The sequence below is a fragment of the Streptomyces sp. NBC_00989 genome, assembly GCF_045162655.1.
GTDB lineage: Bacteria > Actinomycetota > Actinomycetes > Streptomycetales > Streptomycetaceae > Streptomyces.
In genome coordinates, this window is record NZ_CP108728.1 from 4915676 (window position 1) to 4937592 (window position 21917).

The 21917-nt window shown below is 67.1% G+C and carries 24 protein-coding genes; all 24 read right to left on the reverse strand.

Annotation, left to right across the window (positions count from 1 at the left end; genetic code table 11):
• Positions 1 to 35: 35 nt before the first annotated feature.
• The 24 genes from rpsQ to tuf all read right to left on the reverse strand — a co-directional run bounded on the left by rpsQ (position 36) and on the right by tuf (position 21880).
• Positions 36 to 323, reverse strand: coding sequence for a 30S ribosomal protein S17 (gene rpsQ, locus OG714_RS21320; protein ID WP_019072282.1), 288 nt, complete (start codon positions 321 to 323; stop codon positions 36 to 38).
• Positions 323 to 547 carry a 50S ribosomal protein L29 gene (rpmC, locus tag OG714_RS21325; RefSeq protein ID WP_005481220.1) on the reverse strand — a complete coding sequence of 75 codons (225 nt, stop codon included), beginning with the start codon at positions 545 to 547 and terminating at the stop codon, positions 323 to 325. The genes rpsQ and rpmC overlap by 1 nt, the downstream gene beginning before the upstream one ends.
• Positions 547 to 966, reverse strand: coding sequence for a 50S ribosomal protein L16 (rplP, locus tag OG714_RS21330; protein WP_010986348.1), 420 nt, complete (start codon positions 964 to 966; stop codon positions 547 to 549). The genes rpmC and rplP overlap by 1 nt, the downstream gene beginning before the upstream one ends.
• 5 nt (positions 967 to 971) lie before the next feature.
• The gene (gene rpsC, locus OG714_RS21335) at positions 972 to 1829 is read right to left on the reverse strand and encodes a 30S ribosomal protein S3 (RefSeq protein ID WP_406123181.1); all 858 of its coding nucleotides are present in this window, start codon (positions 1827 to 1829) and stop codon (positions 972 to 974) included.
• Entirely contained in the window at positions 1829 to 2176 is a 348-nt protein-coding gene (gene rplV, locus OG714_RS21340) for a 50S ribosomal protein L22 (RefSeq protein ID WP_006604878.1), read from the reverse strand. Before rplV ends, rpsC begins: the two co-directional genes overlap by 1 nt.
• A gap of 40 nt (positions 2177 to 2216) precedes the next feature.
• Positions 2217 to 2498 carry a 30S ribosomal protein S19 gene (gene rpsS, locus OG714_RS21345; RefSeq protein WP_019055518.1) on the reverse strand — a complete coding sequence of 94 codons (282 nt, stop codon included), beginning with the start codon at positions 2496 to 2498 and terminating at the stop codon, positions 2217 to 2219.
• Positions 2499 to 2510: 12 nt separating this feature from the next.
• On the reverse strand, positions 2511 to 3347 hold the full coding sequence (gene rplB / locus OG714_RS21350) for a 50S ribosomal protein L2 (RefSeq protein WP_019055517.1): 837 nt from the start codon (positions 3345 to 3347) through the stop codon (positions 2511 to 2513).
• Positions 3348 to 3385: 38 nt separating this feature from the next.
• A complete protein-coding gene (gene rplW / locus OG714_RS21355; protein WP_200681734.1) occupies positions 3386 to 3805 on the reverse strand; it encodes a 50S ribosomal protein L23 in 420 nt (139 codons plus the stop codon).
• Positions 3805 to 4461: a 50S ribosomal protein L4 gene (gene rplD, locus OG714_RS21360; protein WP_037747970.1), complete on the reverse strand. Its 657-nt coding sequence runs from the start codon at positions 4459 to 4461 to the stop codon at positions 3805 to 3807. Before rplD ends, rplW begins: the two co-directional genes overlap by 1 nt.
• Positions 4462 to 4466: 5 nt before the next feature.
• Positions 4467 to 5111, reverse strand: coding sequence for a 50S ribosomal protein L3 (rplC, locus tag OG714_RS21365; RefSeq protein ID WP_266861021.1), 645 nt, complete (start codon positions 5109 to 5111; stop codon positions 4467 to 4469).
• Between the two features lie 17 nt (positions 5112 to 5128).
• The gene (rpsJ, locus tag OG714_RS21370) at positions 5129 to 5437 is read right to left on the reverse strand and encodes a 30S ribosomal protein S10 (protein WP_003948644.1); all 309 of its coding nucleotides are present in this window, start codon (positions 5435 to 5437) and stop codon (positions 5129 to 5131) included.
• 529 nt (positions 5438 to 5966) lie between these two features.
• Positions 5967 to 6326 carry a hypothetical protein gene (locus OG714_RS21375; RefSeq protein WP_406123184.1) on the reverse strand — a complete coding sequence of 120 codons (360 nt, stop codon included), beginning with the start codon at positions 6324 to 6326 and terminating at the stop codon, positions 5967 to 5969.
• Positions 6327 to 7300: 974 nt separating this feature from the next.
• On the reverse strand, positions 7301 to 7834 hold the full coding sequence (locus OG714_RS21380) for a hypothetical protein (RefSeq protein WP_406123186.1): 534 nt from the start codon (positions 7832 to 7834) through the stop codon (positions 7301 to 7303).
• Positions 7835 to 7875: 41 nt separating this feature from the next.
• On the reverse strand, positions 7876 to 9684 hold the full coding sequence (locus OG714_RS21385) for an alpha/beta hydrolase (protein WP_406123187.1): 1809 nt from the start codon (positions 9682 to 9684) through the stop codon (positions 7876 to 7878).
• 9 nt (positions 9685 to 9693) lie between these two features.
• The gene (locus tag OG714_RS21390) at positions 9694 to 10137 is read right to left on the reverse strand and encodes a hypothetical protein (RefSeq protein ID WP_406123189.1); all 444 of its coding nucleotides are present in this window, start codon (positions 10135 to 10137) and stop codon (positions 9694 to 9696) included.
• A gap of 194 nt (positions 10138 to 10331) precedes the next feature.
• Positions 10332 to 11582: a type VII secretion-associated serine protease mycosin gene (gene mycP / locus OG714_RS21395; RefSeq protein ID WP_406123190.1), complete on the reverse strand. Its 1251-nt coding sequence runs from the start codon at positions 11580 to 11582 to the stop codon at positions 10332 to 10334.
• 24 nt (positions 11583 to 11606) lie between these two features.
• Positions 11607 to 13133, reverse strand: a complete 1527-nt coding sequence (locus tag OG714_RS21400; protein WP_406123192.1) for a translation initiation factor IF-2 — start codon at positions 13131 to 13133, stop codon at positions 11607 to 11609.
• A 44-nt stretch (positions 13134 to 13177) separates the two neighbouring features.
• The gene (locus OG714_RS21405; RefSeq protein ID WP_406123194.1) at positions 13178 to 13675 is read right to left on the reverse strand and encodes a hypothetical protein; all 498 of its coding nucleotides are present in this window, start codon (positions 13673 to 13675) and stop codon (positions 13178 to 13180) included.
• Positions 13676 to 13788: 113 nt separating this feature from the next.
• Positions 13789 to 14139 carry a hypothetical protein gene (locus OG714_RS21410; protein WP_406123195.1) on the reverse strand — a complete coding sequence of 117 codons (351 nt, stop codon included), beginning with the start codon at positions 14137 to 14139 and terminating at the stop codon, positions 13789 to 13791.
• A 70-nt stretch (positions 14140 to 14209) separates the two neighbouring features.
• On the reverse strand, positions 14210 to 14734 hold the full coding sequence (locus OG714_RS21415) for a hypothetical protein (protein ID WP_406123197.1): 525 nt from the start codon (positions 14732 to 14734) through the stop codon (positions 14210 to 14212).
• On the reverse strand, positions 14731 to 16767 hold the full coding sequence (locus tag OG714_RS21420; protein WP_406123199.1) for a hypothetical protein: 2037 nt from the start codon (positions 16765 to 16767) through the stop codon (positions 14731 to 14733). The genes OG714_RS21415 and OG714_RS21420 overlap by 4 nt, the downstream gene beginning before the upstream one ends.
• Positions 16768 to 16912: 145 nt before the next feature.
• Positions 16913 to 17323, reverse strand: coding sequence for a hypothetical protein (locus tag OG714_RS21425; protein WP_406123201.1), 411 nt, complete (start codon positions 17321 to 17323; stop codon positions 16913 to 16915).
• 33 nt (positions 17324 to 17356) lie between these two features.
• Positions 17357 to 20479 (reverse strand): glycosyl hydrolase 115 family protein, encoded by a 3123-nt coding sequence (locus OG714_RS21430; RefSeq protein ID WP_406123203.1) that lies wholly within the window; start codon positions 20477 to 20479, stop codon positions 17357 to 17359.
• Between the two features lie 207 nt (positions 20480 to 20686).
• The gene (gene tuf, locus OG714_RS21435) at positions 20687 to 21880 is read right to left on the reverse strand and encodes an elongation factor Tu (RefSeq protein WP_019055493.1); all 1194 of its coding nucleotides are present in this window, start codon (positions 21878 to 21880) and stop codon (positions 20687 to 20689) included.
• Positions 21881 to 21917 lie beyond the last annotated feature (37 nt).

Consider the following 21917-nt stretch of genomic DNA (forward strand, 5'->3'; position numbering starts at 1 on the left):
CTGGCGGAACTGTCCTGCGAGGTTGCTCGCAGGAATTACTTGGCCTTCTCGAGGATCTCGACGATGCGCCAGCGCTTCGTCGCGGACAGCGGACGCGTCTCCATGAGGAGGACGCGGTCGCCGACGCCTGCGGCGTTCTGCTCGTCGTGGGCCTTGAGCTTGTTCGTACGGCGGATGACCTTGCCGTACAGCGCGTGCTTCACGCGGTCCTCGACAGCGACGACGACGGTCTTGTCCATCTTGTCGCTGACGACGAGACCCTCACGGGTCTTGCGGAAGCCGCGGCTCGCGGTCTGCTCTTCAGTCACGTTGCTCTCGCTCATCAGGCGCTCTCCACCGTCTCGATGCCCAGCTCGCGCTCACGCATCAGGGTGTAGATCCGCGCGATGTCCTTCCGGACGGCCTTCAGCCGACCGTGGTTCTCGAGCTGACCGGTCGCCGCCTGGAAGCGGAGGTTGAACAGCTCTTCCTTGGCTTCGCGGAGCTTGTTGAGAAGCTCCTCGTCACCCAGTTCGCGCAGCTCGGACGCCTTGGTACCGGCCGACATCACGCTTCACCTGCCTCGCGCTTGACGATCCGGCACTTCATCGGCAGCTTGTGCGCTGCGCGAGTGAGGGCCTCACGGGCGATCTTCTCGTTGGGGTAGGACAGCTCGAACATGACCCGGCCCGGGTGCACGTTCGCGATCCACCACTCCGGCGAACCCTTACCGGAACCCATGCGGGTCTCGGCAGGCTTCTTCGTGAGCGGGCGGTCCGGGTAGATGTTGATCCAGACCTTGCCGCCACGCTTGATGTGGCGGGTCATCGCGATACGGGCGGCCTCGATCTGGCGGTTCGTCACGTACGCCGGCGTGAGGGCCTGAATGCCGTACTCGCCGAACGAAACCTGCGTACCGCCCTTGGCCTGACCACGGCGCTTGGGGTGGTGCTGCTTGCGGTGCTTGACCCTACGGGGGATCAGCATTTCGGTCAGGCCTCCGTTCCACCGGTAGAAGAGGGCGCGGCCTCAGCAGGAGCGGCGGCGGGAGCCTCGGCCTTGGGGGCCTCGGCAGCCGGCGCGGACTGCTGCGGCTTGCGGCCACGGCCGCCACGCTCGCCACCGCGGCCACCGCCGCGAGCCGGGCGGTCGCCGCCCGGGCCGCCACCGCGAGCCGGGCGGTTACCCGCACGGGCAGCGGCGTTCTCGGCGCGGACCTCGGCGATGTTCTTGACGTCGCCCTTGTAGATCCAGACCTTCACACCGATACGGCCGAAGGTCGTCTTGGCCTCGAAGAAGCCGTAGTCCACGTTCGCGCGGAGCGTGTGCAGGGGCACGCGGCCCTCGCGGTAGAACTCCGAGCGGGACATCTCGGCGCCGCCGAGGCGACCGCCGCACTGGATCTTGATGCCCTTGGCGCCGGCCTTCATCGCCGACTGCATGCTCTTACGCATGGCGCGGCGGAAGGAGACGCGGGAGGAGAGCTGCTCGGCGACGGCCTGCGCGACCAGCTGGGCATCCGTCTCGGGGTTCTTGACCTCGAGGATGTTCAGCTGGACCTGCTTGCCCGTGAGCTTCTCGAGGTCGCCGCGGATGCGGTCGGCCTCGGCGCCACGGCGGCCGATGACGATGCCCGGACGAGCGGTGTGGATGTCCACACGCACGCGGTCACGGGTGCGCTCGATCTCCACCTTCGAGATGCCGGCGCGCTCCATGCCGGACGTCATCATCCGACGGATGGCGACGTCTTCCTTGACGTAGTCCTTGTACAGCTTGTCGGCGTACCACCGGGACTTGAAGTCCGTGGTGATGCCGAGCCGGAACCCGTGCGGGTTAACCTTCTGGCCCATTACCGGGTTCCTTCCTTGCTGCTGACGACCACGGTGATGTGGCTGGTCCGCTTGCGGATCCGGTAGGCGCGGCCCTGGGCACGCGGCCGGAACCGCTTCAGGGTCGGACCCTCGTCGACGTACGCCTCGGAGATGACGAGGCTGCCGGCGTCGGTGTGGTCGTAGTTGTGTGCGGCGTTGGCAATGGCGCTGTCAAGCACCTTGCCGACCGGCACGCTCGCGGCCTGCGGGGCGAAACGCAGGACCGCCTGAGCCTCCGTGGCATCCATGCCACGGATGAGGTCCACCACGCGGCGGGCCTTCATGGGCGTGACGCGGATGTACCGCGCCTGGGCCCTGGCTTCCATGGTTGTCCCTTCAGTGTTTGTCATGGTCAGTCACCCCGCGCTAGCGGCGCTTCGACTTCCGGTCGTCCTTGACGTGACCCCGGAAGGTGCGCGTCGGCGAGAACTCGCCGAGCTTGTGGCCGACCATCGACTCGGTGACAAACACCGGGATGTGGGTCTTGCCGTTGTGCACCGCGATCGTGTGGCCGAGCATGGCCGGGACGATCATCGAGCGGCGGGACCAGGTCTTGATGACGTTCTTGGAGCCGGCCTCGTTCTGTACGTCCACCTTCTTGATGAGGTGGCCGTCGACGAAGGGCCCCTTCTTGAGACTGCGCGGCATCTAAACCCGCTCCTAGCGCTTCTTGTTCGTCTTGCGGCGGCGGACGATGTACTTGCTCGATGCCTTCTTCGGCGAGCGAGTACGACCCTCCTTCTGACCCCACGGGGAGACCGGGTGGCGACCACCGGAGGTCTTGCCCTCACCACCACCGTGCGGGTGGTCGACCGGGTTCATCGCAACACCACGGACGGACGGGCGAACGCCCAGCCAGCGCTTACGGCCGGCCTTGCCCCAGTTGATGTTGCTCTGCTCGGCGTTGCCGACCTCGCCGACCGTGGCGCGGCAGCGCTGGTCGACCAGGCGGATCTCACCGGAGGGCATACGAAGGTGGGCCATCGTGCCCTCCTTCGCCAGCAGCTGCACCGAGGCACCGGCGGAGCGGGCGAACTTGGCGCCGCCACCGGGACGGAGCTCGATCGCGTGGATCGTGGTACCGACCGGGATGTTGCGGAGCGCCAGGTTGTTGCCCGGCTTGATGTCGGCCCCGGGACCGTTCTCGACACGGTCGCCCTGCTGCAGGTTGCGCGGGGCGAGGATGTAGCGCTTCTCGCCGTCCGCGTAGTGCAGCAGCGCGATGCGCGCGGTGCGGTTGGGGTCGTACTCGATGTGCGCGACCTTCGCCGGCACGCCGTCCTTGTCATGGCGACGGAAGTCGATGACGCGGTAGGCGCGCTTGTGTCCGCCACCCTGGTGGCGAACGGTCACACGACCGGAATTGTTACGGCCGCCCTTGCTGTGCAGCGGGCGGACCAGCGACTTCTCCGGCGTGGACCGCGTGACCTCGACGAAGTCGGCGACGCTGGAGCCACGGCGGCCCGGCGTAGTCGGCTTGTACTTGCGGATTCCCATTTCTCAGTCCTCGTCCGATATCGGACGATCCGACCCGCTTACGCGGCCGGACCGCCGAAGATGTCGATACGGTCGCCCTCAGCGAGGGTCACGATCGCGCGCTTGCTGCCCGCGCGCTGACCGAAACCGGTCTTGGTGCGCTTGCGCTTGCCCTGACGGTTGATCGTGTTGACCCCGGTGACCTTGACCGAGAAGACCGCCTGGACGGCCTGCTTGATCTGGGTCTTGTTGGCACCCGGGGCGACGATGAACGTGTACTTGCCCTCGTCGAGGAGCGCGTAGCTCTTCTCCGAGACGACCGGCTTCAGCAGTACGTCACGGGGGTCCGTGAACGACTTGCTGATCGGCGTCTCGACGGTGTTCTTGCCCTCGGTCTCGTGCCGCTTCGCCTTGGCGATGCGGGCGACCTTCTTGGCCTTGGCGGCCTTCGAGGCGATGCTCGGGTGACGCGTAGCCATCAGGCTTCGCTCCCTTCGGTGTCAGCGGCCTGGGGGCCAGACACGAAGGACTCGAAAGCGGCCTGGGTGAAGACCACGTCGTCCGAGACGAGAACGTCGTACGTGTTCAGCTGGCCCGGCTCCAGGATGTGGACCTGGGGCAGGTTGCGCGCGGAAAGCAGCGCGGCCTCGTCGGAGCGCTCGATGACCAGGAGCACGTTCTTGCGCTCGCTGACCTTGCCGAGGAAGCTCTTGGCGGCCTTGGTGGAGGGGGTCTCGCCCTCGATCACGCCGGTGATGACGTGGATGCGAGCGTTGCGGGCCCGGTCGGTGAGGGCGTGGCGCAGGGCCGCGGCCTTCATCTTCTTCGGGGTCCGCTGCGAGTAGTCGCGCGGCGTCGGGCCGTGCACGACGCCACCGCCGGCGAACTGCGGGGCGCGGGTCGAACCCTGACGGGCGCGGCCGGTGCCCTTCTGGCGGTACGGCTTCTTACCGCCACCGCGGACCTCGCCACGACGCTTGACCTTGTGCGTGCCCTGACGGGCGGCGGCCAGCTGTGCGACGACGACCTGGTGAAGCAGCGGGATGCTGATCTTCTCTACGTCGAAGATCTCGGCCGGGAGCTCTACAGTCCCGGCGGTGTCGCCGGAGGGCGACAGAATGTCAATGGTGCTCATAGTCCTCAGGCCCCCTTGGCCGCGGTACGGACCAGGACGAGGCCGCCGTTCGGACCCGGGATGGCTCCCTTGATGAGGAGCAGTCCCTTCTCCGCGTCAACAGCGTGAACGGTCAGGTTCTGGGTGGTGACCCGCTCGTTGCCCATGCGGCCCGCCATGCGGACGCCCTTGAACACACGGCCCGGGGTGGCACAGCCACCGATGGAGCCGGGAGAGCGGTGCTTGCGCTGGACACCGTGGCCGGCGCCGAGGCCCTTGAAGTTGTGACGCTTCATGACACCGGCGAAGCCCTTGCCCTTGCTCTTGCCGGTCACGTCGACCTTGACGCCGGCCTCGAACACCTCAGCGGTGATCTCCTGGCCGAGCGTGTACTCGGAGGCGCCCGCGGTGCGGATCTCGACGAGGTGGCGACGCGGCGTGACATCGGCCTTGGCGAAGTGACCCTTGAGGGGCTTGTTCACCTTGCGCGGGTCGATCTCGCCGAAGGCGATCTGGACCGACTCGTAGCCGTCACTGTCGTTCGTACGGACCTGGGTCACGACGTTGGGGCCGGCCTTGACGACGGTCACGGGAACAACACGGTTGTTCTCGTCCCAAACCTGCGTCATGCCGAGCTTCTCGCCCAGGATGCCCTTGATCTGCTTAGCCATCTTCAGCTCACCGGCCCCTAGAGCTTGATCTCGATGTCGACACCGGCCGGGAGGTCGAGTCGCATCAGAGAGTCAACGGTCTTGGGGGTGGGGTCGAGGATGTCGATCAGGCGCTTGTGCGTGCGCATCTCGAAGTGCTCGCGCGAGTCCTTGTACTTGTGCGGCGACTTGATGACGCAGTACACGTTCTTCTCAGTGGGCAGCGGCACCGGGCCCGCGACCGACGCACCAGTGCGCGTCACCGTCTCGACGATCTTCTTCGCCGAGGAGTCGATGACCTCGTGGTCGTAGGCCTTGAGCCGGATGCGGATCTTCTGTCCCGCCATGGCTACTCAGTAGTCCTGTCTCTAGTAACGCTCTGCACCCCGGTTGAGCCCTTCTGCTCTCATCTCTTCGATTCCTCCGACCCACGCGGTCGGGTGTGTCGCGCTCTCACCGACACAGAAGTCCCATATACGGAACTTCCCTACTGGGAAAGCACGGCCCTTCCGGAACCGCAAGCCGAGGGCGAAGAAGCCCACCGGGTGCCTGGCCGGCGCCGCACTGACACTTCCCGAAAGATTCCCGTACGTCCGCCCCAGCGCTGCCGTAAGGCAGTTGGGACGACGAGTACCGTGGGACTCGCTTCCGGTCCTCCCGACGGGAGGCGCGCAGCATCAACACTCGACCGAGCAACTCCGACAGTCTGCCATATGGGGCAGTGCCTCCGCCAATCGAGCCGGAGAGAATACCCCGGGAGTGACGTAGGTCAAACGCACGGCCGATCAGACCGGGGCGAGTTGGGCACCCACGCCCATGCTCTGCGCCGAGGGCACTGCGCAGTGCCCGCCGAGACCTACTTCCGCCGCCTCACCGCTACCCCGAAGCACCGACCGACCGGAAGCACCGCGAGTACAGGTTCACCTCGATGAGCGGCTCGTTGCCGTCCAGTCCCTTGAGCCAGGTGATCTCGGCCTGGCTGAGCGTCTTCTCGTGGACGACCAGCATCTGCATGTTCTTGTTGCTGCTGCCGTCGTCGCCGACCTTCTCGATCTTCCAGCCCTGCTTGGGTAGCCCCTGACGCAGATTCGCCATGCCCTTCTCCATGACGTCGTTCCCCACCCCGTACGCCGACCAGGGGTGCCGGATCCGGTTCAACTCCCCCGAGCCACCGTCACCGGACTCACAGGGCTGAACGTTCGGGCCCGGTTCGGTGACCTTGCTCTTGATGCTCATGACGTCGAAGACCTGACGCGACAGCCTCGAGATTTCAGCCTTGACCCCCGCGACGGACCGGGACTTCGGCTCGCGATCCGCAGGGTTCTCACTCCCCGGCGAAGAGGAACAGGCTGTCGCCAGAACGAGAGCGGACGCGGCGAGCAGTGATCCTGCGCCTGCTGTGCCTCGCTTGCGGCGCCGGGGACTCTCAGTCCTCCAGGACGACGGCATCTCTGTACCTTCCAAACCGTCACGGGCCCGACAGGCCCGGTGACCATCGAATACGGAGGTTTCCCTCACCCCGTTGTGTGGGTGTGCCGGATGGTGAGGGTGATGGGACACGGAGGTGCAGACCGTCCGCCGCACCACGGGGAGAACAGAACGCGTATCGCCACCGCCGCCCTCATCGCCCTGGCCCTCGCCGGAGGAACCGCCGCGCCGACCGCCCTGGCTGCCGTCCCTCGAGCCAGCGCCGTAGACGGCCTGAGGCGGATGGACGGCTACGACACGGTCGACGATGACGTGCTGACCGTAGGGCTGGGCGGGACGGAACCCTGTGTCGGTCTCGGCGGCCGGTTCCGTGAGACACAGGCAGGTGCCCCGCATCCGATACCTGGCCGCGGTCCAGGACAGCGACCGCGTCTTCGGCGTGGACCGCCCCGGCACGGTGCTGCCGGACGACCAACTGGACGCGAGGGCGACGAATTTCATCGTGTGGACCGACCCGGCCGACGCCACCCACCGCCAGGTCTTCGCCAACGGCAGGATCACCTACACAGTCCCAACTGACCGAGCTGGGCAGGGCGTTGAGCGCCATCTTCACGCGGACCCGCACCACACACCTGCACGGCCTGATTCATCGGCGTCCGCATCAACGGCGGCGGCTCCGACGCGATGGCCGGCAGAGTGGCCTGGCTCTCGGACGGGCGGTTTCTTACCCGCTCGGGGGCTGGTCCAGGTAGAGTCGGTGAGGACCAGACATCGCTGGGTCTTCAGAAGCGTTCGACCTCTTCGCCGTCCGGGACCTTGTAGCAACCGGACACAAGGTTCAGACTCAGCTTCGGCGGGTCGTTCTTCGACATTTGGACGATGTTTACGCCGACCTTCTTCTCGTCATTGTCGGCCGTCAGGTTGATGTTCTTGTTCTTGCTGGTGTCCGGGCCGTATTCAACGATCTTCCACCCGTGCTTCGGCAGTTCTTTCTTCAGCTGCTCCATCGCTTCGTCGAGGTCACTCGCCGAAGTGGGGTAGAAACTCCACGGGTGGAAGATCCTGAAGTACGTCTTCGTGTCCTTCCCCGAGCAGTCCTTGACTCCCGGTCGGCTGTTGGACGCCTTCCCCTTGACGCCCATCAGATCGTAGATACCGCTGGACACCCTTTCCATCGCATCGGAGGCGTCACGTGACGTGCTCGTACCGGCGGACGGAGTTTTGTCGGCGGATTCTTTGTCAGTCATGCTGCATCCCGTGAGGGTAGTGAGTGCAAGGGGTACGGCGAGCACAAGAGCGCCCGGTTTGGTCTTCACGTCAGTGAGCCTTACTTCGTCGGACTGGGTTGGGGGCTTTCCTACTTCACGTGGGCCCACGGATCGGGCGGCGGCTTCAGCGCCACGTCATCCCCCTTCCCCACGACGACAAGGGCCTGGTTCTTCAGGCTCTCCGAGTTCGCATCCCAGTAACCGCTGTGCCCGTCGGTGTCGGTCGTCATCTGGTTGGCGCCGAAGTGCGGATCACTGGGGATGATGAAGCGGTCCCCACCATGACCCCAACGGCCGAGATCCGGCACCGGGTCGCCCTCGGCCTCCTCGTTCCACACATGCCCCTTGGGTACGTCCATCTCATCGGCGCCGGACACCTTGACGCCGGGGCTGCCGGCGAAGACGACGTCATCGGCGTTGAGATGCCCCGTCTCGGCCGCCGCGCCGACCAGGGTCGTTCCGTACGAGTGCGCGATCACGGTGGTGTGCGCCGGCGAATCCCCGGAATGTGACGTGTCGAGACCGTCCATGAAATTACGGAACGCCGGAGCACCGTCGTACGCATAGTGCTCGAACGGCGCGTCCTTGACCACGCTGTCCGGTGCGTCGTAGCCGAGCCAGGTGATCGTGGAGACAGCTTTCCCATCGGCCGCGTCATTGGCGGTGTGCCAGACATTGGCCATGCGATTCATGTTGCCGTCGATATTTCCCAGCTCCGCCGTCGTACCCGGAACATATACCGCTGTGTGATCCGCGGTGTCCGGGTTTCCGTTGGCGACAATCGCGCGGCCGTCTCCTTCGGTGCTGAACCCCAGGAGGTATGCATCGGGAAGTCCATTGGTACCGGTCGCGTCGAAACGCTGCTGAATCGCATCCATGCCGTCGAGTGATTTATGAGCGGACTTTCTGGACTCTTCCCAGTCCTTCCACTCCTGTGTCTCCACGCTGATGCTCTTCATGATGGTCCCGGTGAAGGGATCGATGTAGGGCTGATAGCGCGGCGAGGGCTCAGGATGCTGCTTCAGCCAGGTGTCGTACTCACCCTGCGCAACACCGTGTGCCTCGGCGAGTACGGTCCGGTTCGCCTCGTCCCGGACCGTGGCGGGCAGCCCGTCGATCGCACCCACGCTGTCGGGCCGCATGGAGATCCACGCGGTCTGCTCCTCCGCGGTGAGCCCCTTCCACCACTCCGCGTTGTCCTTCGTGTTGCCGTTCTTGGGCGGCTGAGGCAGCGAGTCGAGGTACTTCTTGCCGGCCTCGGTCACACCCTTCGTGTCCGAGGACGCGTCGGCCCAGTCCTTGTCGGACACGGTCAGATCGTCATCGGCCTTCAACACCCTCAGCTTCGGAGCCCACTTCGCGTCCGCCTCGGTGGCTTCCTTGAGGGCATCGGCGATCCGGTCCGCGTAGTCCTGTGCAAGACGGTGCTGGGGATTGGGGTCGAAGTTGGCCGCCTGGCGACCGACCGCGGAGGCCGTGGCGTCCGTGAGGCCGCTCACCGTACCGCCCTCGGGGATCTTGCCGTCCTCGCCCTTCTGTCCGCCAGGCGGATAGGTGACGGAGCCGTCGGAGTTCACCGTGAGCTTCACCGCCGCCGCACCGTCCAGCGCGGCGTCGAGCTTCGACTTGGCCGCTCCCATCTCGTACGAGAACGCCTCAAGCGCCGTACTGACAAGCCCACACTCGACCTGGACGTAGTGGAAGTTCTTGCCCAGCTCCATCAGCTGCTTGACCGCCGCGGTCGCGGCCTCGCCCTTCAGAGAGTTCCTCATGGCCACGGCGATCTGGTTCTCGATGCGGTCCTTGGCCGCGCTCGCCATGTCGGAGGTGCTGCGGTATCCGTCGGCCGCCTCCGAGTACTCGGTCGGCTTCAGGGCTTTGAGTGTCGCGAGATCCATGACGACTCGTTACCGCCCCTTGTCCTGGCCGCCGACAGCCGGGGTGTCCGCGTACTCGACCTCCAGGTTGCCGACCTCGACCTCGACCGCCTCATCGGTCTTCAGCTGCTCGTTGCCCGCCTTCTGCAGCAGCCCCGAGAGCTTCCCGCAACGCGCGCTGACGTTCTTGACGTAGGTCTCCCACGAGTCGTAGACCTCCTTCTGAGCCGCCGCGGTCACACAGCCGGAGGCTTGGCCGAGACCTTTCTGCCCGTCCGTCAGCTTTCCGAACGCCTTGCTGATGTCCTCACGGAGCGAGCCGACGTCCTCCCCCGCCTTGGCCCAGTCGCGTCGGTTCGACACCAACTGGCCGCCGGAACCACCCGGGTCCATCGGTACGTGGTTCAGCTGCATCCGGGCGGAACTCCGTTCAGCCGCCGCGGTTTTGAGCTGCTCCCACTCCTCCCACGCCATGCGTGGCCCCTCCCCGTGTCACTTGGCATGCCACCGAGCGCATACGAACACGCGCTCGCATCACTCGGCGTTCGGAAACGTACCGTAGCTACCCCGCACCCCTTGCCTCATCCGCATCGGCCACCACGGCGTATGAGTATCCGTACTCAGCCGGAAGCAGGTTGCCGGGTGAACTGATCCACCGGGTACGGGAGTTACTCCCGGGCGTTCGCGGCCGCCGGAGGCGGTGCAGGGGATGTCCGACGCCTGCGGACGGCGGCCACCGCGATCACGGCACCGAGAACCACGGCAACGCCTGCGCCCAGCCCGATCCAGAGGGCGTTGCGCCCGTCCTCGTCGGAGGAGACTTCCGTCGCCCCGTTCGCTCCCTTGTCCTGAACGGCTGAGCCCTTGGGGGCCGCGGCGCTGGGAGACCGCGACGCCGAGGCCTGGAGGTCCGGGAGCGGGTAGGTGCCAGCTGCCCCCGGATCACCGGGATCCTGAAGCGCGACACGCGGCCGGACGATGCCGTACCCGATCGAGTCGTTGCGCTTCGCGCCGTCCGTGGGGGCACCGATCGTGTTGAGCAGGACCCGGAGGACCTGGTAGTTGGTCCACGTCGGGTGCTGGGACCAGATCAGGGCGGCGCCGGCGGAGGCCAGGGCGGTGGCGTCGCTGGTGCCGTGGCTCCTGCAGAGGCCCGTCTCACCTCCGCAGGCGTGGACCATGTCCTCGCCCGGGGCCGCCATGTCGACCTGCGAGCCGGATTCGGATTCGGCGGTCCCACGGAGGTCCCTGCCCACCGCCGCCACTCCGACCACGCCGGGCGTGGCCGCCGGATACTCGACGGGGTTGCCCTTCTCCCCGTTATTTCCTACGGCCGCGAAAACGAGCGAGCCGTGGTCCAGGGCGTATTTCACCGCGGCCGTGAGCTGCGGGCTGTTGAGACGCCCGCCCATGGAAATGTTGATGACCTCGGCTCCGGCGTCCACCGCGTAACGGATCGCCTCGCTGAAGTAGGAGGGCCCGACGAAGCCATTGGTATCGCTGTCCGCGGGCATGCGGACAGGCAGGATCTTGGCACCCGGAGCGAGACCGAACGCGCCGTTCCCCCCGTCGTAGGCACCGGTTCCCGCGATGAGTCCGGCCATCCCCGTGCCATGGCCGTCGTAGTCCGTGTGCTCGTCACCGGAACGGCTCGAAGGCGCGAGGTCCTTGCCGTCGAGCACCCGCCCCTTCAAGTCCGGGTTGTCCGGGTCGACTCCGGTGTCGATCACGGCGACAGTGATGTCCTTGCCTGTACTCGTTCGCCACATCTCCTCCGCGTGCATGGCGTCCAGGTGCCACTGCTGGGAACGGGTGGAGGCGGCATGGACCGGAGTGGCCGTCGCGCCGAGCAGCAGAAGGCCCGTCACGGCTGAGGCCACGGCGCCGGACGCCCTGCGCCAGGTGTTCCTCGTGGACATGTACTTCCTCTCGTGGCCCTGGCCTCAGTCGGAGAGCGGTGGTTCGCTACGGCGGCGAGCCCGCTGTTCCTGTTTCCCCTGTCCAGTACGACCGGGCGACCGGGCGGCACCGCCGGGCACTCCGACCCGGGGACCGGCCTCAATGGGTGTACCGCCGGAGATGCCTCGGGTCGGGGCGGAGGGCACCGGTGCGCCAGGACGGGCCGGAGTACGGCCTGTCCGCTGCGGAGTGCCGCCGACGACACCGTTCGACGGAGTGGGAAAGGAACGCCCGGCCACCGGACCGGCCGTCGCCTGCCTCCCAGGTTCCGCAACCGGCACCCGGCCGGTCGGACCCCGGCTTCCCGCCCGCTCTCCGCCGACGACCGTGCTCCCTGACGGCCGCCCCGTCGATCTGCCGGTGGTGGGCGTCCCGGTCGGACGCCCACCGCTGATTCCCGAGCCGGCCGGAACGCCACGGCCGGCGGGCAGGCCTGGGCCGGGAGCGCTACGACCGGATGCCGCGCCGGAACCGCGCAGGTCGCCGTTGGGAACCGGACTCGCCTCGCCTGCGCCCCGGCCGATGACGGAACCTCTGGTGCCCTGCCCGAGCGGACCGGACGTACGGCCGCCGACAGCGGATCCACCCGGCCCACTGAAGCCGACGGGCCCGCGCGAACCAACACCCGCGATCGGTGCGGCGATTGCGCCCACTGACGGGAGCGCACCCGTCTCCGGACGGACCGGCGCCGGCACCCCGCCCGTCGTACTCGTTGCGGGGTGAGATGAATCGGGAAGGGAACCCACCGAGTCGATACCCACCTGCGTGGAGCTCTCTCTGTCGTCCAGAACCGGGCGATCGGCCGAGGTCTGCCCGACGGCGATCGTCTTCGCCTCTGGCTGGTCGGGCTGAGCGGCACGCGTATGTGTGACGCCGTCGGCGTCAACCAGATCGGACACCGTGGCGCGCCCACCCGACCTGTGGGAACTCGGATCCTCGGAACGAGCCAGATCTTCCGACGACCCGTACTTCTCCGGCGGTCGGATCGCATCCGGCGGCGGCGGAAACGCCGGCCGCTCCAACCCGTCCAGCTGCGTGGCCGACAGTCGATACGACTGTCCCAGCTTGAGCATCTGGAGTGCGGCCTCCTGGCGGACCTTCTCCTTCGCTGCGGCGAGGGCGGCGAGTTCGTTCGCGGACTTGGTGCTGACCGCCGTGGCGTCGGAGCCGTTGTGGGCCAGGGTCGCCGCGTTCGGGTTCGCCTGTGCGCTCTTCGTGTCGCGCGGGATCGAGGCCTGGGCGTGGGCGATCGCGTCGGACGCCTGGCCCAGCCACTTCGCCGCGTCGTCGCTGAAGTCGCCCAGGCGCAGGGTGGAGTTGGCCAGGTCGCCGGCCCAGATACGGAACGCGTCGGCTCCCGCGCCCTTCCATTCCACGTACTGCGGGCGGACCTTGAGTTCCTCGCCGATCTTGCGGATCTCCTCGGCGGCCGCGGTCAGGCGGTCGGCGGCGAACCGCACCGTGCCCGGGTGCGCCTGGTCGAGCCACGCGAGCATCTGCTCGTGACTCATGTCCTCAAAGGGCGTGCTTCCGGCTCCGGGCGCTGCCGCGGACATCAGATCGTGCCTCCCGCATCGCCTCCGGTGACGGTGTGAGGCTTCTTCGGGAGCTGAGGGTCGTGGGTGCCGCCGTAGTGCTTCGTCGTCTCCGTGCTGATCGCGGTCATACGGTCGCGGAGGTCGAGGTCGATGTTCTGGTAGCCCTTGTGCGAGGCCAGCACCGCGATGTTCATGCCCTCCATCGAGTCGGAGAGCAGCTTCGAGAGCGTCTCCATCTCACCGACGACCGTCTCGTACGCGGTGAACAGTCCGGCCGCCTCCGACCACTGGCCGCCACCGCCACCGAACTGGTGCCGCGCGAGCCGTTCCTGGCCGACCTTGCCCGGGCCGGCGTCCGAGCCCTTCAGGTCGCGGATCAGCTGGTCGACGCGTTTCTGGAACGCCGTGAAGGACGACAGTTCGGTGGCGACATCGGCAGCGCCCTTCGCCGCGTCGAACACACCGGACGCCCAGAACGACGTCCCCAAGCCCGATCCCCCGTCATTCGGCAGCACGTTGTCCTCCCCTGTGCGTTCCTCAACACCCCAGTACCATCACCCACTTTAGCTACACCCAGTGACATTCCCGTTCCGCTCCGTCGCGCAAGCGGTCGGAACGGGCCGGTCAGCTAGCCGGGCCAGGGGACCATCGCCGCAAAGAGGATCACCGAGAGCACGACCGTGCCGGGTGCGAGGGCGGCGAACACGCGGCGCCGGGCGATGTTCTGCTCGGTCTGCGGCAGGCCCCAACTGACCAGCAGCAGCGCGACGGAGGCGAGAATCCCCACCTGGAGGAGCGTGAAGGCGGTGTCAAACCTCCGGGTGAAGCGCTCGGCCTCCGCTCCGTCGCAGGCGTCGCAGGCCATGGGTGAGAGGCCGCCGATGATGTACGCGACGAGGGCGGCGGGAAGGGTGACGACCGTCGCGACCAGCGGTCCGACCCATGTACCGCGTACCGAAGTGCCCTGTGAGATCGACATACGCCCAGCCAACTGCAGGGCGCGGGGCGGCACATGAGCATGAGTACTCAGGCCGGTGTGCCTATTGCCATCACTTGCATCCCAGGGTCTTGAGAGTCGCCGGGAAGTACGCACGCATGAACTTCTCGATGTCCTTGCGGTGGGTCTGGTCCATGAGGCCGATTTGGGGGAGTTGAAGGGTGAGGGTGAAGTATTTGCCGCCGTTCGTTTTACAGGGGGCGATCGAGATGGCTCCGTCGGTTCCGACGATCGACTTGTAGGTGAAGTCGATCTCCCGCGGCTCCCTGATTCCCGAGACCGAACCGGTATCCGCCGCCAGGTACATGAGGTCCCTCGCCATGTCATCCCAGGAGAAGCGGAAGTCAAGAACAGGGTCGCGCCCAGCGAGAAGCACGCAGGGTGCGGTGATTGCCTCGGACCGATCAACTCGGGTGAACTCATGCAAATCATCCGTGGATGTCAGGAGCGGACGGGTGACAGCAGGATTGATGGGCGTACCGCAAATGGCTCCCGGCAGTTCGCGGCTACCGGAGGAGCTACAGGCCACCGCGAGGACAGGGGTCGTCAACACGATAAGGAACTGGCGGACATTCACTTCGGCTGCACTCCGGACATACCAGTAGCCTGCGCAATTCCTTCTCGAGCTGACTTGTTGACCTCGACCTTGGGGTCGAAGTACGAATTCCCATCCGTATGGTGAGTCTTCTTCCACTCTTCCGCGAGCGCCATCAGTTGGCCGTTCCTCGTGGTGTACGCCTGAATATTGGCGTCCGCCTGCTTGCCGTCCAGCTTCCGCTGCTCATCAGCCAGCCATTGCTCCGTCACATAGTCAAAGCCCGCCTGGACATCAGAACTCACCACGGGAATATAGCTGATCGCCTTGTCGAAGAACGGCTTCGTCTCGAACTCCGCTACCTTCGGATCCCCTGCAGCCTGCACCCGTGCCTCCTCCAGGAAACCGACGGTTCGGCCGGCCCGGGTCAGGGAAGCAGGGGAGTCCGAGTGGTCACCGTGAATATCCGACACCAATGACTGATTCATCCCCCCGTTCAACGTCCCGTACGCCCCCTCATCCTTGGACACCTGCTTCGCAACCTCGAAAAGCCGACGCTGGTCCAAGGGAGAATTGGCAACATCGACCTCGCTCATGGCCGAATGCACCGTATCCCCATGATTGACAAGCACGTTGGCCATCGGCTCCCGCAACGACGGCGGGAAGTCATCCCCCTTGTCGGCCAAATACGTGAGCGCCGACTTGAACACCGCATCATTCACCGCCCGATCCCCCACACGGTGCCCATGCCGATCCGCAGGATCGATCCCCGTAGCCCCCGCCTGCAACGCCGCCCCGAAACCCACCCGGTCGTCCCCGTCCAACCGGGACACATAGTGGCCGCCCTTCGAAACCCCCTCATCGCTGAGGGTGACATTCCAGTCCCGTTCCTTCATGAGGTATTTCATGTGGGCGTCGGAATGGAGATAGCGCGCAGCCTCCGCAGGGTCGCGGCTCATGATGCCGAGCATGCCGTCGACGGGGTCGTTGGCGAACCAACCGCCGCGCGCCCCGGCGTAGGTGCCCTTCACCTGCCAGATCCCGGGGTGTTTCTTCTCCGCCGCGATCATGTCGTCGGTGAGGTCCTCGACCATTCCCGGTGCGTAGCCGTGGCCCTTCCGCATCAGCGTGACGAGGGACTGGTAGCCGACGGCCTTGTCCAGGTGGAGGCCCTGGGCATCCGTGGCGTAGTGCGCCACACCCGCGCGCCGCATCGCGGTGCGCCACTTCCCGTACCAGGCCGACTTCGTGTGCTTCGTGGCCGTAGCGAGGGTGTTCGCCAGGCCCGTCTCGATCGCCGAGTACGTACCCGCGCCCGCGCCGCCCTGGACGTGGATGCGGTCGTTCAGTTCGTTCGTGAGCTTGAGTGTGCCGGTGGGACCGAGGTCGTCCAGGACCATCTGTGAGAAACCCTCGTCCTCGCTGTTGTCACGGAACGACCGTTGCAGTTCGGCGAGTTGAGTGTCCGTCAACTCACCTCCCCTGCTCAGTTTTTGCAGGTACCGCTCCGTCTCCTCGGCCTCGTACGCTTCGATGTCACCCAGCGCCCTGCCGTTGAACCCCCGGCCGCCCGCCAGGAGTTCGGAGTCGATCACGACCCCGGCCAGGGCGACCCGGACGCCCGTGTCCGCGTCCGTCACATCGCGTACGGCCTTGTTGATCCCGTCCTGCCACGGCTGTACGGCCTGGGGAGCGGCGGGGGTGTCCGGCTGGTCCGAACCCGGGCTCACCACACCCGACTCCGAGACCCGCATGCCCGCCCGGACCGCGTCCCACCGCGCCGCCACCACCCGGCCCCGCAGCTCCACGAACCGGTCGTGCGCGTCCCGCAGCAGCGCAGCGATCCCCTTGGCCTCCGTCTGCGCGTACTGGAACTCCTTGAGCGTGACGTCGAAGCGGGCGTTCGCCGCGTCGGCGCTGAGCCCGGTCCACGACGTACTCATGGAGATGCCGTGCACATCCCGCCGGTACGCCGTCTCCTGCTTCTCGAACTCGCCCGCCATGCCGTCCCAGCGCTCGGCCGCCGTGGTCAGCGCGGCGAGGTCGGTGGTCATGATCTCGTGATACGTCGGCATGCGCCCAGTTGCCCCAATAGCTCCGCTGACTCAATAACTCCGGTGCCCCGATAACTCCGTTGCCCCGAAGGCCCGTTGGCCCGGTGCCCCGAAGGCCCAAAGGCCCAAAGGCCCGTTGGCCCGATGGCCCGATGGCCCGCTCGCTTCAGAACGTGTCCAGCGACGACTTCTCCCGCAGCGTCGACCCCACCGCCAGATCCGTACTCGTCAGCACCGCGTTCCCACTCCGCAACGCGCCCTTCTCCGCGCCCAACCGGTCCATCAGGTTCTTCACCTGGTCCGCCCACGTGCCGTGCGCCTTCTTCAGGGCCGCCGAAGTGACCCACCCGTCCCCGTCCTTCGCGGCGAACTCCCGTACGGCGGCGCCGTTTTCGTCGTCAGCCCACCGCCCCGCCGCCCGCGTACCGGGCTCGATGTGATCCTCGATCGCCCGCGCCGCCGCCCGTTTCTCCCCCGGCGACGAAGCCAGAGCCGGCCGCCGCGCCGAAACCCCCGGCACACTCGGCACCCCCGAAACGTCCAGCACACCCGGCACGCCGCCCGAAACGCCCGTCACGCCCACCCGTCGTCCTCCACGCTCCGCCGTGCGCTACACCCGCCGGCTCTCCAACGGCCCCAGGTACAGCGCCGGCAGACCCCCCGTGTCGATCACGAGCCGCTGCAGCACCACCGTCGGGTCCACCATCCAGAACCTCAACCGGTGAACCCCCGCCTTCGTCACGGAGTGTTTCGTCGCCGTCGCGTTGACGTTGTCGGAGGTGTTACGCGCCCACACCGCGTTCAACAGCCCGTCATCAGCACCGGAGTTGATATCGACGGTCTTGATCGGCCCGTCGTCGAGCGAGACGCCGTAGCGCAGACCGCCCGTCGGCAACGCAGGGTTACGAGGGGACAGGTACGCCCACACCGTCACCTCCCCCGGCGCGAGCAGACTCACCTCGTACTCCAACCGCGGCGACCCCGCCCCACCCGGCGTCTGCCGAGGCAGCGTCACCGGCCACGGCGTCATCCCCGCCCCCGTCCGCCCGATGCCGTCGATACGACGCCACCCGCCGACCGCCCGGGCGTAGTGCTCCCCGTCGATCGCCACGTAACCGCCCGCCTCCACGAACCCGCGCAGTCCCCGCAGCCCCCGCCCCGACGGCGTCTCCGCCACGCACGAGACAGTGACCGACTCCCCCGCACCGTGCACCGTCAACGACCCCCGCACACTCGAACCAGTCGAACCCGAACCACCCGAACCCCCCGGCACCCGCGCCCAGTTCACCCCCACCTCCACCCGAACCTGCCGCTCAACCCGCCCCCGCGGCCGATCCACCACCAACCACGGCACCGACGCCTCGATCCGGTAGTCGAAGGCCGTACGCCCCCGGTTGAACACCTCCACGAACTGCTGCGGCCTCGTCTGATACGGACTGAAGGGAGGGAGTACGGCCGCCACCCCCGCCGCACCCCCCGGCCACCACGCCCCCGACTCCGACTCCGAAGCCCCGTCCACCGACACCCCGAGCCCCGCCGCCCCCGGCACCTCGATCCGCCGCACCGCCGGGAACAGCACATCCGGCAACGCCACGTTGTCCTTCTCCGGCTGCTGCCACCCGGCGTTGGGCCCGTACCGCTCCACATCCCCGTAGTCGATGTGCGGCTGCGTCTGGAAACCGGCCCATTTCCCGCCCGCCACGGCCGAGTTGAAACGGTCGGCCAGCGCGAAGTCCCGCTCCAGGCCCGCCTCCGCCGCGGCCGCGAGGTCGTTCGTCGCGGCCCGGCCCTGCGCCGCGTAGAGCAGGTTCGTGAACTCGGCCGACCGCAGCCCGTACAGGTTGGCGGTGGCCTGCACCTCGTACCCGACGAGTTCGAACCACGCGTCCCGCACCCCGGCCGGCAACCGTCGCCCGATCCGCTCGGCCCGTCGCCCCAGCTCCCGCCACTCCTCCGTGACCCGCTCCAACTCCCGGTGTCCGAAGGCGAAGGGAGTCTGCTGATCGTCGTAGACCACCTGGCCGTCGACGAGGGTGATCCGCCGGTTCAGCAACTCCGGCTTGCGGCGCGCCTGCAACTGGCCGTACGCCGCCAGCACGGAAGCGATCTCCCGCGCCTGACCCGTCCCGAAGTTCTGCCGTGCGTAACGGAGTTCCCAGCGCGGTAGCTCATCGGCATCCCAACCCTCTGGATTCCAGGCGTAGTTGAGGAAGAACTCGGTCGGCAGCTCGTTCCCCTTCAGGTCGCCCACGTTCGCGACCCACAACCCCCGGTTCCCGTACGCGTGCGCCGCGTGCAGTTGCTCCCACACGTTCCGCAGGTTCGCCGTGTCCACCCACTTGTAGTTCCGCCCGGCGCCCACGTAGTCGAAGTGGTAGTACAGGCCGTAGCCCCCAGCCCGTTCGCCGTCCCCTGCATCCGGATGCTTACGGATGTTCCCCCAGTTGTCGTCCGTGAGGACCACGGTCACGTCGTCCGGCGCCCTCAACCCCCGGTCCCAGTACCGCTGCACCTCCTTGTACAGCGTCCACACCTGCGGAGTCTCCGCCGCCGGCCGGCCCGTCACCTCCTCGATGATCTGCCGCTGGGCCGCGATGATCTCCTGCATCAACTCGATGCCGTCGCCGTCCGGGAGGCTCGTGTCGCCGTTCCCGCGCATGCCGAGCGTGACGACTCCCTCGAAGCCCTGGTCGACCATGCGCTGCACGCCGGCCCGCCAATAGGCCCGTATCGCCGGGGAGTTGAGCCGGTACGACCACTCGCCCGTCCCGCCGTACGGATCGTGGCCCGGCGTCACGATCGCGCCGGAGGAGTTCCGGACGGCGGCGACCGCATGTCGGTTCCACTCCTCGATGCCCCGCATCATGGGCGCCTCGTGCGACGTGCCCATGACAACGCCGTACTCCGCGGCCCGCCGGTGGTTCTCCGGGTCGTCCTCGGCGAAGGCCCGGCCCCACACCGCCGGCCAGAGGTAGTTCCCCTTCAGCCGCAGCAGCACCTCGAAGACCTTGCCGTAGAAGTCCGCGTTGAAGCCGCCCGGATACCCCGCCGCCTTGCCGGGCCCGAAGTACGCCGGCGCCCACGTCCCCAGCGCCGGGTTCTCGTCGTTGATGAAGAAGCCGCGGTATTTCACGGCCGGCGTCCCCTGCGAGTACCGCCCGGGCAGCACCCACACCTCGTCGCGATGCGTCGGCGGCACGTCGTCCCACCAGTGCCAGGGCGAGACCCCGATGCCGTACGACACGTCGTACGCACCGAAGATCGTGCCGCGCGGGTCGCTCCCCGCGACGACGAACGCCCGCTCCACACCCGGCATCGGCCGCTCGACCACCGTCTGCAACGAGGTCTCCCACCGGCCCCGCACCCCGGACACGTCCAGCTTCCCGGCGGCCACCAGCCCGTCGATCAGCGCGCTGCGGCCGATCGTGCCGACCAGCACCACCTCACGCGCACGCGTGAGCGCGCTCCCGGGGCGTACGCCGGTGACGCGTTCGATGTCGCTCCTCAGGTCCCCTGCCACCCGTACGACTCCGGGGTGATCGTCAGGGTCCACCACGACCGGTGCGCCGACGAGGGGGAACGCACCCGTCGTACGCGAGAAGGAAATGTACGCCCCCGCGTCCGTAGGCCCCGATGCCTTCGACGACCCCACCCCCGACAGCACCGGCACCGCGGCAACCCCCGCACCCAGAACGGCCCTTCGACTGACGGAAGCAGACACGGACGCAGACATGGCACACCCCTCCACACCTAATTTGGTCAGCGGCATGACAAATGGTGGGGCGAGTGGAGGGAGGGAACAACGGGTCGTACGCGCCGAATAGTTTCGTAACACCAGCCGGGGAGCAGCGACCAGGGAACAGCAAAGGGGCCCGTACGACCGAAGTCGTACGGGCCCCTTCGAGACCTACCGGTCAGAGACCGGTCGGATCAGCCAAGACTACTTGTTGATCTTGGTGACCTGGCCGGCGCCCACCGTGCGACCACCCTCGCGGATGGCGAACTTCAGGCCCTCTTCCATGGCGACGGGCTGGATGAGCGAAACCGTCATCTCAGTGTTGTCGCCCGGCATGACCATCTCGGTGCCCTCGGGGAGGGTCACGACGCCGGTCACGTCCGTGGTGCGGAAGTAGAACTGGGGACGGTAGTTGTTGAAGAACGGCGTGTGACGGCCACCCTCGTCCTTGGACAGGATGTACGCCTGGGCCTCGAACTCCGTGTGCGGGGTGACCGAGCCGGGCTTGATGATGACCTGGCCGCGCTCGACGTCCTCGCGCTTGATGCCACGGAGGAGCAGGCCGACGTTCTCGCCCGCCTGGCCCTCGTCGAGCAGCTTGCGGAACATCTCGATGCCGGTGACCGTGGTGGTGGTCTTCTCCTGCTTGATGCCGATGATGTCAACGGTCTCGTTGACCTTCAGGACACCACGCTCGATACGGCCGGTGACGACCGTACCGCGACCGGTGATCGTGAAGACGTCCTCGACGGGCATGAGGAACGGCTTCTCGGTGTCACGCGGCGGGGTCGGGATCGCCTCGTCGACGGCGGCCATCAGGTCGAGGACCGTCTGGCCCCACTCCTTGTCGCCCTCGAGCGCCTTGAGCGCCGAGACCTTGACGACCGGCAGGTCGTCGCCCGGGAACTCGTACTCGGAGAGGAGCTCACGGACCTCGAGCTCGACGAGCTCCAGGATCTCCTCGTCGTCCACCATGTCGGCCTTGTTCAGGGCGACGACGATGTACGGAACGCCGACCTGGCGGGCCAGGAGCACGTGCTCCTTGGTCTGCGGCATCGGGCCGTCGGTGGCGGCGACCACGAGGATCGCGCCGTCCATCTGCGCGGCACCCGTGATCATGTTCTTGATGTAGTCCGCGTGACCGGGGCAGTCGACGTGGGCGTAGTGACGCGTCTCGGTCTGGTACTCGACGTGCGCGATCGAGATCGTGATACCGCGCTGGCGCTCCTCAGGAGCCTTGTCGATCTGGTCGAAGGCCGAGGCCTCGTTCAGGTCCGGGTACGCGTCGTGCAGCACCTTGGTAATGGCGGCCGTGAGGGTCGTCTTACCGTGGTCGATGTGACCGATGGTGCCGATGTTGACGTGCGGCTTAGTCCGCTCGAACTTTGCCTTCGCCACTGGGGTCCTCCTGCGGAGTGGTTCTGGTACGCCTTAC